17 protein-coding genes and 1 other annotated feature are annotated in these 15,897 nt (G+C 42.5%); of the genes, 9 read left to right on the forward strand and 8 right to left on the reverse strand.

What is annotated here, in order from left to right:
* Genes FAY33_RS00365 through FAY33_RS00380 form a run of 4 tightly spaced genes read left to right on the forward strand, consistent with a single transcriptional unit; the run spans nt 1 to nt 2,170 of the window.
* Nucleotides 1–630, forward strand: coding sequence for an RnfABCDGE type electron transport complex subunit G (locus FAY33_RS00365; protein WP_143318783.1), 630 nt, complete (start codon nt 1–3; stop codon nt 628–630).
* The gene (locus tag FAY33_RS00370) at nt 627–1,274 is read left to right on the forward strand and encodes an electron transport complex subunit E (RefSeq protein WP_143318784.1); all 648 of its coding nucleotides are present in this window, start codon (nt 627–629) and stop codon (nt 1,272–1,274) included. Before FAY33_RS00365 ends, FAY33_RS00370 begins: the two co-directional genes overlap by 4 nt.
* 13 nt (nt 1,275–1,287) lie before the next feature.
* Entirely contained in the window at nt 1,288–1,863 is a 576-nt protein-coding gene (locus FAY33_RS00375; protein WP_143318785.1) for an RnfABCDGE type electron transport complex subunit A, read from the forward strand.
* Nucleotides 1,864–1,882: 19 nt separating this feature from the next.
* Nucleotides 1,883–2,170, forward strand: coding sequence for a (Fe-S)-binding protein (locus tag FAY33_RS00380; RefSeq protein ID WP_143318786.1), 288 nt, complete (start codon nt 1,883–1,885; stop codon nt 2,168–2,170).
* Between the two features lie 62 nt (nt 2,171–2,232).
* Here the strand turns inward: FAY33_RS00380 and uxaC are convergent, their stop codons facing one another.
* Both uxaC and FAY33_RS00390 read right to left on the reverse strand, forming a co-directional pair.
* Complete coding sequence (gene uxaC, locus FAY33_RS00385) at nt 2,233–3,630, reverse strand: glucuronate isomerase (RefSeq protein WP_143318787.1); 1,398 nt, start codon at nt 3,628–3,630, stop codon at nt 2,233–2,235.
* 31 nt (nt 3,631–3,661) lie between these two features.
* Nucleotides 3,662–4,663: a LacI family DNA-binding transcriptional regulator gene (locus tag FAY33_RS00390; protein WP_143318788.1), complete on the reverse strand. Its 1,002-nt coding sequence runs from the start codon at nt 4,661–4,663 to the stop codon at nt 3,662–3,664.
* A 215-nt stretch (nt 4,664–4,878) separates the two neighbouring features.
* Here FAY33_RS00390 and FAY33_RS00395 point away from each other — a divergent pair, with 215 nt between their 5' ends.
* From FAY33_RS00395 to FAY33_RS00410, 4 genes are all read left to right on the forward strand, one after another.
* On the forward strand, nt 4,879–5,640 hold the full coding sequence (locus FAY33_RS00395; RefSeq protein ID WP_143318789.1) for an IclR family transcriptional regulator: 762 nt from the start codon (nt 4,879–4,881) through the stop codon (nt 5,638–5,640).
* Between the two features lie 109 nt (nt 5,641–5,749).
* Complete coding sequence (locus FAY33_RS00400) at nt 5,750–6,400, forward strand: bifunctional 2-keto-4-hydroxyglutarate aldolase/2-keto-3-deoxy-6-phosphogluconate aldolase (protein ID WP_143318790.1); 651 nt, start codon at nt 5,750–5,752, stop codon at nt 6,398–6,400.
* Between the two features lie 32 nt (nt 6,401–6,432).
* Complete coding sequence (locus FAY33_RS00405; protein WP_143318791.1) at nt 6,433–7,464, forward strand: sugar kinase; 1,032 nt, start codon at nt 6,433–6,435, stop codon at nt 7,462–7,464.
* Nucleotides 7,465–7,576: 112 nt separating this feature from the next.
* Nucleotides 7,577–8,602 (forward strand): sugar kinase, encoded by a 1,026-nt coding sequence (locus tag FAY33_RS00410; RefSeq protein ID WP_143318792.1) that lies wholly within the window; start codon nt 7,577–7,579, stop codon nt 8,600–8,602.
* Nucleotides 8,603–8,680: 78 nt separating this feature from the next.
* On the opposite strand, the gene FAY33_RS00415 is transcribed toward FAY33_RS00410, so the two are convergent.
* Genes FAY33_RS00415 through FAY33_RS00425 form a run of 3 tightly spaced genes read right to left on the reverse strand, consistent with a single transcriptional unit; the run spans nt 8,681 to nt 11,389 of the window.
* Complete coding sequence (locus FAY33_RS00415; RefSeq protein WP_143318793.1) at nt 8,681–9,454, reverse strand: ATP-binding cassette domain-containing protein; 774 nt, start codon at nt 9,452–9,454, stop codon at nt 8,681–8,683.
* On the reverse strand, nt 9,447–10,331 hold the full coding sequence (locus FAY33_RS00420; protein ID WP_143318794.1) for an ABC transporter permease: 885 nt from the start codon (nt 10,329–10,331) through the stop codon (nt 9,447–9,449). The genes FAY33_RS00415 and FAY33_RS00420 overlap by 8 nt, the downstream gene beginning before the upstream one ends.
* 41 nt (nt 10,332–10,372) lie before the next feature.
* Nucleotides 10,373–11,389 carry an ABC transporter substrate-binding protein gene (locus FAY33_RS00425; RefSeq protein WP_143318795.1) on the reverse strand — a complete coding sequence of 339 codons (1,017 nt, stop codon included), beginning with the start codon at nt 11,387–11,389 and terminating at the stop codon, nt 10,373–10,375.
* A 93-nt stretch (nt 11,390–11,482) separates the two neighbouring features.
* Nucleotides 11,483–11,727, reverse strand: a binding site (T-box leader).
* 175 nt (nt 11,728–11,902) lie between these two features.
* Here FAY33_RS00425 and FAY33_RS00430 point away from each other — a divergent pair.
* Nucleotides 11,903–12,415 (forward strand): cysteine hydrolase, encoded by a 513-nt coding sequence (locus tag FAY33_RS00430; protein ID WP_143318796.1) that lies wholly within the window; start codon nt 11,903–11,905, stop codon nt 12,413–12,415.
* A 54-nt stretch (nt 12,416–12,469) separates the two neighbouring features.
* Here the strand turns inward: FAY33_RS00430 and aroA are convergent, their stop codons facing one another.
* The 3 genes from aroA to aroF are packed head-to-tail and all read right to left on the reverse strand — an operon-like array spanning nt 12,470 to nt 15,871.
* Nucleotides 12,470–13,747 carry a 3-phosphoshikimate 1-carboxyvinyltransferase gene (aroA, locus tag FAY33_RS00435; protein WP_143318797.1) on the reverse strand — a complete coding sequence of 426 codons (1,278 nt, stop codon included), beginning with the start codon at nt 13,745–13,747 and terminating at the stop codon, nt 12,470–12,472.
* Nucleotides 13,748–13,760: 13 nt separating this feature from the next.
* A complete protein-coding gene (locus FAY33_RS00440) occupies nt 13,761–14,858 on the reverse strand; it encodes a prephenate dehydrogenase (RefSeq protein WP_143318798.1) in 1,098 nt (365 codons plus the stop codon).
* A complete protein-coding gene (gene aroF, locus FAY33_RS00445) occupies nt 14,855–15,871 on the reverse strand; it encodes a 3-deoxy-7-phosphoheptulonate synthase (protein WP_143318799.1) in 1,017 nt (338 codons plus the stop codon). Before aroF ends, FAY33_RS00440 begins: the two co-directional genes overlap by 4 nt.
* Nucleotides 15,872–15,897 lie beyond the last annotated feature (26 nt).

Below are 15,897 nucleotides of genomic sequence, written 5' to 3' on the forward strand. Positions count from 1 at the left end.
ATGGATAAAAGAAAGATTGTAAAAGATGCCCTGACTTTGTTTGTGATTACCGTCATATCTGGTTTGATTCTTGGCGGAGTCCATGAGTTTACGAAAGGAGTCGTCAAGCGGTCTGAGGAGTCCGCTCAATTGGAAGCATACCGGCTGGTTTTCCCAGAAGCGGCTGATTTTCTGGAAGAAGACACTCTTTTGAAGGCGATAGCAGTCAGCAATGAAGAACTTCCGAAAGCGGATTATGGAAATGCAGGTGTGGAGCAGGCATTATGTGCAGTTGATGGAGACAATCAGGTATCTGGCTATGTGATCACCGCTTTTTCTAATGACAGTTACAATGGTCTTGTAAAAGTTCTGGTAGGAATTGATACGGAAAACCGTTTAAAAGGAATTGAAGTTATAGAGATTAATGACACGCCCGGACTTGGACAATTAGCAAGAGAGCCGGAATTTAAAGACCAGTTTACAGGGAAAAAGGCGAAAAAACTTACCCTAAGTGCACCTGGAGGGGATGAGGAAGAACAGATTCAGGCTATCAGCGGAGCTACAATCACTTCAAGCGCTGTGACAAATGCGGTGAATGCCGCCTTATATCTGGTATCCAATCATGTACAACCCCAGGAGGTGAAACAATGAAACATCAGAACATGGAGCGTTTAAGGAATGGTATTATAAAAGAGAACCCCACATTTGTATTAATGCTTGGAATGTGTCCCACACTTGCGGTGACAACCTCCCTGCTTAATGGATTGGGAATGGGAATTTCTACGGCTGTAGTTTTGGTTTGTTCCAATGTTATAATTTCAGCCTTGCGAAGGATCATTTCGGATACCATACGGATTCCCGCATATATTGTCATTATTACAACCATGGTAACTGCGGTTCAACTGCTGTTGCAGGCTTATTTTCCATTGATTAATGAAGCCCTGGGAATCTATATTCCTCTGATTGCGGTCAATTGTATTATTCTTGGACGGGCAGAAGCTTTTGCTTCAAAGAATGGTGTTGTGGCATCCGCTTTTGACGGATTGGGAATGGGGATAGGGTTTGCTCTTGCCTTAACCTGCATCGGTGCAGTCAGAGAACTTCTGGGAGCTGGCTCCATATTGGGGTATACGCTGATTCCCGATGGTTATCACATTTCTATCTTTGTTCTTGCACCGGGAGCATTTTTTGTTCTGGCTGTTCTGACTGCATTACAGAATAAATTAAAAGCTCCGTCTGCAACCAACGGGGAATCCGGCAGGTGTGACGGCTGCAGCTCTTGCAAAGAAGTATAGAAGGGAGGAAGAGATGAAAGAATTGTTCTTAATTGCTGTGGGAGCAGCATTTGTTAATAATGTTATACTCAGCCAGTTCCTTGGCCTTTGTCCTTTTCTTGGGGTTTCAAAAACAGTAAAGACCTCGGCGGGAATGGGAGGATCAGTAATTTTTGTAATTACCATTTCCTCTTTTATCACCAGTTTGATTTATAAAGGAATTCTGGTGACTTTTCATGTGGAATATCTGCAGACACTGGTTTTTATTCTGGTGATTGCTGCCCTGGTCCAGTTTGTGGAACTGGTTTTAAAGAAGACCATGAAACATCTTTACAAAGCACTGGGAGTTTATCTTCCTTTGATTACCACCAACTGTGCGGTACTGGGAGCGGCACTGACCAATGTGTCAAAAGAGTATGGTGTGGTGAAAAGTGTTGTAAATGGAATTGGAATCTCCATAGGTTTTACCATTGCCATTGTCATGCTGGCAGGAATAAGGGAGAAGATCAAATATAACGATATACCGCCTTCCTTTCAGGGATCTCCGATTGTTTTGATCACAGCCGGGCTGATGGCAATGGCATTTTTCGGATTTTCCGGGCTGATTTAAAAGAAAGGAAAAATAAGACATGATAACAGAAATAATATATGCAGCCGCAGTATTAGGCGGAATTGGTCTGTTGACAGGTCTGTTCCTGGGGATTGCCAGTGAAACGTTAAAACCTGAGACGGATCATCTGGAAGGGCTGGTTTTGGAAGCACTTCCTGGAATTAACTGCGGGCGCTGCGGTTATGCAGGCTGTAATGCGCTGGCACAGGCCATTGTATCAGGGAATGCCGGTATGAATGGCTGTCCGGTAGGAGGAAAGAAGTCAGCAGAAAAAATCCGTGAGATTATGGGAGCAGCAGAATCATAACCGCTCTTCAAGATAAAATAAGGCCCCCCGAAACATATTGATTTCGGAGGACCTTGTTTTTATTAGAAGTTGAAATATTTTACTGCGTTATTATAAGAAATACCTTCAATGATTTCTTTTAATGCTTTCTGGTCATCTGGATATTCTCCATTCTCTACCCAGCCGCCAATTAATTCACAAAGAATTCTGCGGAAATATTCATGTCTTGTGTAAGACAAGAAGCTTCTGGAGTCAGTAAGCATTCCGATGAAGTTACCAAGACAGCCTAAGTTTGCCAGAGAAGTCATCTGCTCTGTCATTCCAACCTTGTGATCGTTAAACCACCATGCAGAACCCTGCTGGATCTTTCCTGGGTAATCACTCTGGAAACAGCCAAGGATTGTTCCGATGGAAGCGTTGTCATTAGGATTTAAGGAATAGATAATGGTCTTTGGAATCTCATTCGTCTTGCTTAAATCATTTAAGAAGTCAGCCATCTGTGCAGAAGGTGCGTAGTTATTGATGCAGTCATAACCAGTATCAGGACCCAGTTTTTCAAACATCATTGCGTTGTTGTCACGCTTACAGCCATAATGTAGCTGCATAACCCAACCCATGCGGTTGTATTCTTTTGCAACGAATAGCATAAATGCAGTCTTATATTTAAGTTCTTCTTCTTTGGAAATAGCTTTTCCAGAAAGACCTTTCGCAAAGATTCCTTCCAGTTCTGCTTCGTCAGCAGGAACATACATAACGTATTCCAGTGCGTGGTCAGATACAGAACCGCCAAGGCTTTTGAAGAATTCCATACGATTTTTTAAAGCAGCTTTTAAAGAAGCAAAATCTTTGATCTCAATTCCGCTGGCAGCAGACAATTTAGCCATGTATGCAGCGAAATCAGGTTTTTCCACATTCATAGCCTTGTCCGGTCTCCATGCAGGAAGTACCTTTACGTCAAATGAAGAATCAGCAGCAAGTTTCTGATGCCATTCAAGAGAATCTGCAGGATCATCTGTGGTACAGATAACAGTAACGTTGGACTGTTTGATAATATTGCGGACGCTCATGGAAGCATCATGAAGTTTTGCGTTGCATAAATTCCAGACTTCTTCTGCAGTATCTCCGTTTAAATAGCCTGTATAACCAAAATATCTCTGAAGTTCTAAGTGGCTCCAGTGATAAAGTGGATTGCCAATCAGTTTAGACAGAGTTTCTGCCCACTTCTGGAATTTCTCGCGGTCACTTGCATCACCGGTAATGTATTTTTCATCAACGCCATTGGAACGCATCTGGCGCCATTTGTAATGGTCACCGCCCAGCCATACCTGAGTAATATTATCAAATTTACGATCCTCATAGATTTCCTGGGGATTGATGTGGCAGTGGTAGTCTACAACTGGCATTTTTGCCGCATAGGCGTGGTAAAGATTCTTTGCTGCTTCAGTGGATAATAAAAAATCCTGATCCATAAACTGTTTCATGTTAAAGAGTCCTCCTTATATATGAAAATAATTAAAAATTAGTAGTACCTCGTTTGATTAATTCCGGTGTAATCATGGTTTTCGCCGGCACATTCCCGCTGCTCAGCACTTTCATTAAAGTATTCACCGTGGTGGTACACAGTGCTTCGACTTTGTTGTCCACGGAAGTGATCTCAGGAGTTGTGCACCTTGAAAGAATGGAATTGTTATATCCAATAATATTTAATTCCTCTGGTATGTGAATTCCAGCCTGATCTGCATATTTTACCGCACCAACTGCTAAAATATCCTCTGCAGCCAAAACCGCGTCAAAATGAATTCCTTCAGAAGAAAGAAGAGTAAGACGCTCCATTGCCGCATCAAGATCCTTACGGCACAGCACCATGAGTTCCTCTCTTATAGGAAAACCGGCATCACTGATTGCCTTACGGTAACCGGAAAGCTTACAGAGATTGCTGTAGGAATTTCCTGAGTACATATAAAGAATAGATGTACGGCCGGATTCAATTAATTTTGTCACTGCCTGATAAACAGCCGTGTGATCGTCGCAGACCGTGCTGTAAATCTGTTTCCCTTCCAGGCTTCCATTGACCAGCATTAGAGGAATCTCGCTGGCTGCCTCCAGCAGATAAGCATTGTCCTTTGGTTTCGCTTCTATATAATGGGAACCAGTGAGAATAATTGCATCCACCCGTTTGGAGCAAAGCAGTTCCAGATACTTTTTCTTTGTTTCGGGAAGGTAACCGCTGCAGCAAAGAATGGAATCATAACCGTTACTTCTGAGTTCCTTTTCCAGGTAAGAGATGGCTTCTGCCAGCCAGGGATCAGAAGAGTCGGAACACATGATCCCGATGGTCTTCATGGTATTGAGTCCAAGACTTCTGGCAAATACATTAGGGGTGTATCCTAATTCCTCCATGACAGCAAGAACCCGCTTTCTGGTTTGTTCACTGACATTGGGATTCCCGTTGATCACTCTGGAAACGGTAGCAATTGAAACATGGGCATGTTGGGAAACATCGTAGATATTCAAAAGCAGCACCTCCGTAATTGTAAGCATTTACATACCTTACTTATTATAACTAATTATGATGGATAATACAATCCCTGATTTATGCTTTTCCCGAAATAATGGAATAAAAATATGTTTTTTTGTAAGTGTTTACAAAAATTTCGTATATACGAAAATGCTCTTGCATTTTTTTTGTTTTCAGGAGTATACTATTGACGTAGAAACGGAGGCAAGCAATGAAACTTAACAGAACCGCGCAAAGAACCGTGGAAATCTTAAAATTGATCTCCCGTACACCAGAAGGTGCTACCTTAGACGATCTTTGTGAAAAACTCAATCTGCCAAAAACCAGTGCTTACGATATTGTTACCACTCTTGCGGAGATGGGCATGGTGAATGTAACAAGGGGCCAAAAGCAGATTTATACCATTGGTTTGATGTCTTACCGGATTGGAATCAGTTATACGAATAATATGGATTTTATCGGAACAATAGAGCCTGTACTGAGAGCATTTTCCAAAGAAGTGGGGAAAACAGTTTTCTTTGGAATTCCCACCGATCATCATGTTGTATACATATGTAAGTTTGAACCGGAGAACCCCATCATTACAACGGCTACCGTCGGATCCAAAAATCCCATGTACTGTACTTCTCTTGGAAAAGTAATTCTTGCATATAGTGAGAAAGAGAAAAAAGAACAGATGATCAGCCGGATTAAATTCACCCAGTATACCGGACGCACCATAAAAGACAGAAAACATCTGATGGAAGAATTAAAGCTGGTTCGTGAAAGGGGCTATGCCTTTGACGCAAGAGAGATGGAGGAGCACATGCAGTGTGTGGGAGCACCTGTTTTTGACCGGGACGGCAATGTGTTAGGCGCCATTAGCGTATCCACTCTTTATAAGCCGGCGGAAGATTACGAAGCACTGGGAAGACTGGTTTTAAAAAAGGCAATGGAGGTTTCCCGATTATTAGGCTTTCTTGGAAAAATATAAGGATTACCTGTTGACAAAATAGGGAGAAACGATTAATATTCAAGTATAAGAATCGTAAATATGAAATCACTTCGTATATACGAATTTATAGAAGGAGAGAAGAACAATCATGAAAAAAGAACAGGTTTTATCAAAGATGAAAAAAGACTGTCTGGTTGCTGTTGTTCGTGCAAAGAACTTAGAGCATGGCGAGAAAGTTGTTGATGCAATTATTGCCGGTGGAATTAACTTCATTGAAATTACAATGACTATGGATGAAGGAAACCCAATTGAATTCATCGCTAAAATGTCTGAAAAATATAGCAAGAATGATGAGGTTGTTATCGGAGCAGGTACAGTACTTGATCCGGAGACAGCAAGAGCAGCAATTCTTGCAGGTGCTAATTATGTAGTAAGCCCAGGTTTAAATGTTGAAACCATTAAGCTTTGCAACCGTTACAGAGTACCAATGCTTCCAGGCGTTATGACACCAACCGAAGCAATTACTGCATTAGAAGCAGGCTGTGACATCATTAAGATCTTCCCAGGCAATATCATGGGACCATCAGCAATCAGTTCTTTCAAAGGACCTCTTCCACAGGGTGATTTCATGCCATCCGGCGGTGTTGACGTTGATAATGTTGACAAATGGATTAAAGCTGGTGCATATGCAGTTGGAACCGGAAGCAGCCTGACAAAGGGTGCGAATACAGGTGATTTTGCAGCAGTTACAGCAAAAGCAAAAGAATTTGTTGAAGCAGTAGCAGCAGCACGCAAATAATAAATTAACATCAGAATTAAGGAGAATACAAAATGGCAAAGATCGTAACCATGGGCGAGATCATGTTAAGATTATCTACCCCGAACAATGAAAAGTTTATTCAGGCAGATGAATTCGATGTAAACTACGGCGGCGGCGAAGCAAACGTAGCAGTTTCTCTGGCAAACTATGGCCATGACGCTGAGTTTGTAACAGCAGTACCGAAGAATCCAATCGGTGAGTGTGCAGTTGCAGCTTTAAGAAAATATAATGTAGGAACAAAGCACATTGCAAGAGGCGGCGAAAGACTTGGTATTTATTTCTTAGAGACTGGTTCTGCTATGAGAGCATCTTCTGTTGTATATGACAGAGCACATTCTTCTATTTCCACAGCAAAAGCTTCTGATTTCAACTTTGATGAAATTTTTGAAGGTGCTGACTGGTTCCATTTTACAGGAATCACACCAGCAGTAAGTGACGGCGCAGCAGAACTGACGGAAGCAGCTTTAAAAGCAGCAAAAGCTCACGGTGTTACCGTATCTGTTGACTTAAACTTCCGTAAGAAATTATGGTCTTCCGAGAAAGCTCAGAAGGTTATGACTAATTTAATGCAGTATGTTGATGTTTGTATCGGTAATGAAGAGGACGCAGAGAAGGTTCTTGGATTTAAACCAGGTAATACAGACGTAACAAGCGGAGAACTGGAATTACAGGGCTATGTAGACATCTTTAATCAGATGATTGATAAGTTTGGATTTAAGTATGTAATCAGTTCTTTACGTGAGAGCCATTCTGCATCTGACAATGGCTGGTCTGCATGTATCATGGACGGTGCTACCCGTGAATTCTATCATTCCAGAAAATATCGCGTAACTCCGATCGTAGATCGTGTAGGCGGCGGCGATTCTTTTGCAGCTGGTGTTGTTTGTGGAATGGTTGATGGAAAAGAATTCAAGGATGCCTTAGAGTTTGCAGTAGCAGCTTCTGCTTTAAAGCATACAATTCCTGGAGACTTTAACCTGGTAACAAGAGAAGATGTTGATACTCTTGCTGGCGGTGACGGATCAGGACGTGTTCAGAGATAATTGCTGACCGACTGTTTGCAGACAGGAGAAGATTCCTGCCATTTTATATAGATAAGACATGGGGGTCATTGTGAATGACCCCCTTTTTAAAAGTTATGGAGGAAATATCAGAATGAGCGACAGACCATTTGATTTATTAAGCCTGGGCGAACTCCTTTTGCGCTTGTCTCCGGCAGGTGCGGAACGATTGGTTCGAGGTGATTCCTTTCAGAAACAGGTTGGGGGTGCGGAGTTAAACGTTGCAGTTGGTGCAGCCCTTTTAGGACTTCATACTGGTTTGGTTACCCAGCTTCCTGCACATGATATGGGAATGTTTGCAAAGAATAAAGTCCGTTCTTATGGAATCAGTGATGACTATTTTGTCTATGATGAGAGTTCGAATGCAAGACTGGGACTTTATTATTATGAGTATGGAGCATATCCAAGAAAACCCAAGGTGGTTTACGACAGAAAGAACAGTTCCTTTGTGAATATCAGCGAGAATTCTTTTCCTGATGAGATGTACAAAGCAACAACCTGTTTCCATACTACCGGAATTACATTGGCTCTTTGCGAGAACACCAGAAAGACAGCCATTGATATGATAAAGAAATTTAAAGAATCCGGTACGATTATTTCTTTTGATGTGAATTTCCGTGGTAATCTGTGGACAGGAGAGGAAGCAAGAGTCTGTATTGAACAGATTCTTCCCTATGTAGATATTTTCTTCTGCTCTGAAGATACTGCAAGACTGACCTTCAAAAAAGAAGGAACAGTCAAAGAGATGATGAAGAGCTTTACCAGGGATTATCCGATTTCTATTGTAGCATCCACTCAGAGAATCGTACATAGCCCCAAGAGTCATACTTTTGGATCGGTTATTTACGACGCAGCAAGAGATGAATACTATGAGGAGGAACCATATCGTAACATTGATGTGGTAGACCGTATCGGAAGCGGAGATGCTTATATTGCAGGAGCTCTTTACGGTCTTTTAAGCAGCGGCGGAGATTGTATGAAAGCAGTACAGTACGGTAACGCGACTGCATCATTGAAGAATACCATTCCAGGTGATTTGCCGACTTCAGATCTAAATGAGGTAAATACAGTTATTCGTGAACACAATGATAAAGGCCCTCAGAGCGAAATGAGCAGATAATAGGTTTCTTACTAAGAAAGACCCGGTCAGATGTTTTCTGATCGGGTCTTTTGTGCTTGGTGTGCATGATTTTTTGAATTAATTTCCGCATTCAATGCTGATTTCGTTAAATTTCTCTAAGATAAATTCAGTGTCCAGTCTGGATTTTTCTTCCCCGGATTTGTCTACCACGGCCTTTCCCTGGTGCATCATTAGAAGGCGGTTTCCATATTCTACAGCATAACGAAGATTATGAGTTACCATAATGGTAGTCAGTTTTTTCTCTTTGACAATCTTATCGGTTAATTCCATAATAACTTCCGCTGTTTTCGGATCCAGTGCAGCCGTATGTTCATCTAAGATCAGAAACTCAATGGGAGTCATGGTGGACATGAGCAGAGCCATTGCCTGCCTTTGACCTCCGGATAGAACGCCTACCTTTACATGGAGTTTATCTTCCAGTCCCAGTCCCAGAGAATGCAGCTGTTCCTGATAGTAAGTGATTCGCTGCTTGTTAGTACCTGGCAGAAGATTGAAAGGTTTTCCTTTTGTATCTGCAATTGCCATATTCTCCAATATGGTCATATTGGGGCAGGTTCCCATGGAGGGATTCTGATAAACTCTTCCGATGCGGCGCTGACGCTTAAATTCCGGCATATTGGTAATGTCAACGTCGTTCATGCGAATGGAGCCGCTGTGTAAGGGAATACTGCCGCAGATCATATTTAACAGAGATGTCTTACCGGAACCATTGCTTCCTACTACAGAGACAAACTGCTGATCCTCGATGGTCAGACAAAAATCACGGAACAGGCACATTTCGTTGACCGTTCCCTGATTGTAATATTTATTAATGTTATGAAGTTCAAGCATGATTTTTCACCTTCTTCTCTTTGCCGTTGCTTAGTACAAGAATACCCAGGAACAGGGCGGATGTAATAAGTTTTAAATCCGATGCCTCCATGCCAAGATAAATTGCAATGGAAACACAGGCTTTATAGATGATTGATCCAATCACAACTGCAGAGGTAGCTTTAACTGCCCCGAACCGTTTAAATAGTTTTGTTCCGATGATAACATTTGCAAGACCGATCACAATGGTTCCTGTTCCCATAGAGATTTCAAAAAACCCTTTCTGCTGACAATATACAGAACCAGCAAGGGCAGCCAGACCATTTGCAATGGCAAGACCCAGGATCTTAACAGAGCCTTTGTCTTTGGCTAAAGAGGTGACAAGGGTTTCATTGTCTCCGACAGCCCTCAGCAAATAACCAGATCTGGTTTTTAAATAAAGATCAAGAAGAAGTTTGACCGCAAGCACAATAACAGCGAGAATGATGATGACACGGATATCGGAAAATCCCGAAGGAATTAAGCGGTTCATCAAATTGTTTTCGAAAATGGAATCCGTGTTAAAAAAGGAAACATTCGCTTTTCCTGCCAGCCGCAAGTTCACGGAGTAAAGCGCAGTCATGACAATGATACCCGACAGGAGATCCCTTACCTTTAATTTTACATGAATAATTCCAGTTACGCATCCGGCGAGACAGCCAAGGGCAAAGGATAGAATCAAAGCGACGAACGGATTCATTCCTGCCAGAAGCAGTGTGGCGGTGAGTGCACCGCCAAGGGGAAACGTTCCATCTACAGATAAGTCTGGAAAATCCAGAATTTTATAGGTAATATACACGCCCAGTGCCATGATGGCATAAACCAGGCCTTCTTCCAAAACGCCAAATATAATTGACATGATATGACTTCCTCCAATATGTTCCGATGGTATAAATGTTATTATTTGATATCTTTAAAGATTTCAGCTGCAGAATCTGTAAGTTGTGCAGGAAGGGTAATTCCCAGATTCTCAGCAACTTTTGTATTTCCGTAAAAAGCCGCGTCTTTGATTACTTCAAACTTGATTTCACTGGCTTTTGCTTCTCCTTTTAACACCTTTGCAGCCATTTTACCGGTCTGTTTGCCAAGATCAACATAATCCAGTCCCATTGCAGCAAGACAGCCAATCTTGACCTGTTCAATTTCGCTTCCAAATACTGGAATGTTTTTCTTTGAAGCTTTGTCTAAAATAAGAGGGAGAGAGCTTACAACTGTATTATCTGTTAAATTATTCAGACAATCCACTTTTGTTAAAAGATTATCCGCTGCCAGAGGAATATCAGCAGAAGCAGTGACCGGACCTTCTACGATTTCAAACCCATAGCTGGAAGCAGCAGCCTTATATTCTGCAATTGCAGCTTCTGAATTGATCTCACTGGTACTGTATAGAATTCCGATGGTTTTAGCATCAGGAAGGATGGTGCGGATCATCTCTAACTGTTTTTCAACTGGAAGCTTGTCGCTGGTTCCGGTTATTTCACCCACGGAAGATCCGTCTTCTGTTGCAAGAGCAGCGGCAACAGGATCAGTAACTGCCGTATAAATGACCGGAGTTTCTGATTTTTTGGTTCCGCTGAATGCAGTTTGTGCCATTGGTGTTGCAATGGCGCAGATTAAATCTGTTTTTTTTGAAAGGAAGTTATTCACGATCTGGCTTGCTGTTCCGCCGTCTGCCTGTGCGTTTTCATAGAGAATCGTTAAGTTTTTATCTTCCTCAATTCCTTCTTCCTTTAATCCCTGGATAAAGCCTTCCCTGCAGTTGTCAAGGGAACCATGTTCTGCGAACTGTCCGATGCCGATGGTGTAAGAATCCCCATTCTCTGACCCTTGTGAAGTCTTTTGGGGAGCCTTTGAACAAGCGGAGAGTGCAGCAGCAGCAATTGCTGTCATTAATATCAGTCTCATAGATTTTTTCATTGATAAATCCTCCTATTAGATGGTTTTATAAATTTGGAAAGAAGGGGGCAGGTCTGTTGAAAATAAAAAAAGCCCCAAGTATGTTCCAAACATACTTGAGACGAATTATACAATCCGCGGTGCCACTCAACTTGACTTTTAAAGTCCACTTTCCATATACTAACATATATGCCACGATCTATAACGGTTGTGGTATCCGTCGGTCCCTACTGTATATAAATTCTTCAGGACCGCCCTCGAAAGTCCATTCGGCTATCCGCTTTATACCGCACTCGCACCAACGGCGGCTCTCTGAAATAATGCAGGGAAAGCTTACTCTTCTTTCTCAACGGTTTATTCTATATATTGTCATTATCATAATCGGAAAGAGTTCATTTGTCAATCCATATTTGAGAAAAAATTTATAAGACCCCATCCAATCATGGAAAGTCTATGAAAAAAAGTCTGCCTGTCTTTTTATTTTAGGTGCAATGTGTTAAACTACTGGTATTATGGGATACGGAGGTTTTAAGTATGAAGAAACTACTGGTTGTTGTGGACATGCAGAAAGATTTTATTGATGGTTCTTTAGGAACAAAGGAAGCGGTGGATATTGTTCCTCTGGTAAAGAGAAAAATTGAGGAATACCAAAAGGAATCCTTTGATGTGATTTTTACTTTGGATACGCACAAGGAGGATTATTTAAGCACGCAGGAAGGGAAGAATCTCCCTGTTGTACATTGTATACGGGAAAGCAGCGGCTGGCAGCTTCATGATTCATTGAAAGATGTGAAAGGGCAGCGGTTTGAAAAAGAGACGTTTGGAAGTGCTGCCATGGCAGAATATTTAAAAGGAAAATCTTATGATGTTATTGAACTGGTTGGGGTATGTACGGATATCTGTGTGATTTCCAATGCGCTCTTAATCAAGGCTTTTTTACCGGAAACACTGATTCAGGTAGATTCTTCCTGTTGTGCAGGAGTAACGCCTGAGAGTCATGAGACGGCATTAAAAGCCATGAAAGTATGTCAGATTCAGGTGCTTTAATTGCAAGAATAAAAAATGCCGGAAGGATGCTTAATCCTACGGCATTTTTCTTATCTATCTGTTTAAGGATTTTATGTGTTCATAAAAGTCAGGATAGGAGACGTTCACGCATTCTGCACCTAAGATTTCTGTTTCTCCTTCTGCACATAAGCCAGTTACAGCAAAAGTCATGGCGATGCGGTGATCCAGCTTGCTGTCAATGACGGCTCCGTGAAGAGGTTTTCCGCCGTGTATGATCATGCCATCCTCTGTTTCTGTAATGTCCGCGCCCATGGCAGAAAGATTGCGTACCATGATCTCGATACGGTTGGATTCTTTCACTTTCATTTCCGCTGCATCTTTGATGATGGTGGTTCCTTCTGCAAAACATGCCATGGCAGCAATCATGGGAAGTTCATCAATCAGTCTTGGAATAATGGCTCCTTCAATGGTTATGCCGTGAAGGGAACTGGATTTTACCAGAAGGTCTGCAGTAGGCTCTCCTTCATCTGTATTCTGGTTTAGAAGAGTAATGTCGGCACCCATATCTTTGCATACAGATAAAATTCCGTCACGGGTAGGATTAATGCCTACATGCTTAATCAGAACCTCAGAGCCAGGTACCATAAGAGCCGCCGCAAGAAAGAAAGCGGCAGAGGAAATATCTCCCGGAACAGCAATCTTGCTGCCGTAGAGTTCCTGGACAGGAGAGATACAGGCGGTGGTTTCTTCTGTTTTTACATTGGCACCAAAGGAACTTAGCATAATCTCTGTATGGTTTCTGGAAACGTAAGGCTCTGTTACTTTTGTCTCTCCCTGGGCATATAAGCCAGCCAGTAAAATAGAAGATTTGATCTGAGCGGAAGCGACCTTGCTGGTGTAATGGATTCCATGAAGGGGTTTTCCTGTGATAGCAAGGGGAGCACAGCCATTGCCCGGAATGCTTCTGATATCAGCACCCATCAGGGACAGGGGTTCCATAATCCGCTTCATGGGTCTTTTTTTAATGGAGTCGTCTCCAGTTAAAGTCACATCAAAATTCTGGGCAGCTAAAATGCCGGAGATGAGGCGGGTGGTGGTTCCGCTGTTTCCGCAATCAAGAATTGACTCTGGTTTTTTCAGCCCGCGAAGGCCTTTTCCCTTTACAATTACAGTTTCTCCGTTTACTTCAATGGGAATTCCCATCTTTTGAAAACAGGAGATGGTGGAAAGACAGTCTGCACCAGGCAGAAAATGGGTGATTTCAGTGGTTCCTTTTGCAATGGAACCAAACATCACGCTGCGGTGTGAGATGGACTTGTCACCTGGTATGGTTATTTCCCCTTTTAACGGGGAGGCTTTTGTGAATTTCATAAAATACCTCTCTTTAATTGGATATTAGATCATAATGATATCGCTCCAACTGTTTCCATGCGTTGTCCATGGTTTCTTTATCATAGAAAGCGATTCGCAATGTACCTTCTCCGTGCTCTCTGTTGTGGTTAATGCCGATGTTTTGTATGCTGATGCCTTTTGAAGCCAAGATGACAGATAAAGTGGAGATTGCACCTACTTCATCAGCCATATTTACAGTGAAAGAATAATCAGGTGCAATGGAACCTCCCGCTTTTTCAGAAAATGTTTTCCGGTAATCTCTGGAGGTTTCAAACAGTTCATATAGATACTGGCTGTTCTTTTCCTCTAATTTTTCCAGGATCTGATTAAGAGAGCCGATATAACGCCTGAGCATGAAAGCCAGATTGCGGCTGTTGGTCATGCAGATCTGTTCCCACATCTCCGGGGAAGAAGATGCGATTCGGGTAATATCTTTGAATCCACCGGCTGAAAGCCGCTTCATCAGTTCCTGTCTGTTATCGGAGTCCTTCACCAGGTTTACCAGGCTGGAGGCTACGATATGAGGCAGGTGGCTGATGGCGGCGGCAATCAGATCATGTTCTTTATAATCCAGAACCAATGGCATGGAACCAATGGCTTTTGCAATAGCAGTGATCCTCTTTATCTGTTCTTCTGAGGAAAAAGCAGTAGGAGTAATTAAATAATAAGCATTCTCAAGGAGAAGATCCGTAGAGTTCTCGTATCCGGTTTTTTCTGAGCCAGCCATGGGGTGACCTCCGATAAAGCAGGCTTCCATACCAAGACGGATAACCGCTTCATGGATATCCGTCTTGGTACTGCCAACATCGGTAACAATGGCGCCGGGCTTTAAGTAAGGTTTTATCTTTTCCAGATAATCCGCGTTGTATTCTACTGGAGTGCAGAGAAAGATAAGATCACACTGGGTAAGTTCTTCTCCGATTCCATTTAAAATGACATCCACAATGCCGTCTTCTCTGGCTTTTTCCAGTCTGGCTGTGGAACGCATGTATGCCATGATTTTGGTATCTCTGTGTTCACGCTTGATCCCCCGGGCAATGGAGCCTCCAATCAGACCAAGCCCGATAAAGGCAATGGCAGCTTCTTTCATGAAGAAACCCTCCCGGAAAGTTTTGCGTATGGTTCCAGTTCGCTCATCATATGGTCAAACTGTTCAAAAGTAAGAGACTGGGGACCATCGGACAGAGCACAGGAAGGACAGGGGTGGACTTCCACAATCAGACCGTCTGCGCCAACTGCCAGAGCAGCCTTGGAGATTGGTTCAATGTAAGAGCGTACTCCGGTAGCATGACTTGGGTCTATAATAATAGGAAGATGGCTTCTGGAACGGATAACTGGAACTGCACTGATATCCAGGGTGTTTCTGGTGGCGGTTTCATAAGTACGGATTCCCCGTTCGCACAGAACAATGTTTGGATTGCCTTCAGAGGCGATATATTCTGCTGCATTCAGCCATTCATCAATGGTTGCACACAGACCTCTCTTTAACAGAACCGGAACACCCGCTTTTCCAGCTTCCTTTAACAGTTCAAAGTTCTGCATGTTACGGGCGCCAATCTGAATCATGTCCACGTATTTCGCAGCAGTTTCAAGGGCACGCAGGCTGGTGGCTTCACAGATAATGTTAAGACCGGTGGCATCTCTGGCTTCTTTCATGTATTTTAAGCCTTCCTCTTCCAATCCCTGGAATGCGTAAGGGGAAGTTCTTGGTTTGTAAGCACCGCCTCTTAAAAATTGTGCACCAGCTTTTTTTACAGCAATGGCTGTCTCTAAAAGCATATCTCTGTTTTCAATGGCACAGGGACCTGCCATCATGGTAAAGTGTCCTGGTCCGATTTTTGTATTACCAACTGTGATGACAGAATCATCAGGATGAAACTTTTTATTAACCAGTTTGTAGCTTTCAGTCACAGCCACAATTTTATCCACTCCCTCAATTAACTCAATGTTGGCAGTCTGCAGCTTTGATTTGTCTCCGACAACACCGACAATGGTAACTTCAGTGCCCTTGGATAAATGAGCCTGAAGACCGTTTGATTCAATAATTTCTTTCACTTTAGATACAGCTTCCTCAGAAGCATTGGGCTTCATAATGATTATCATAATACATTTCCTCTCTTTTTACAAAC

This window comes from Clostridium sp. HBUAS56010, from assembly GCF_007115105.1.
Lineage (GTDB): Bacteria > Bacillota > Clostridia > Lachnospirales > Lachnospiraceae > Lacrimispora.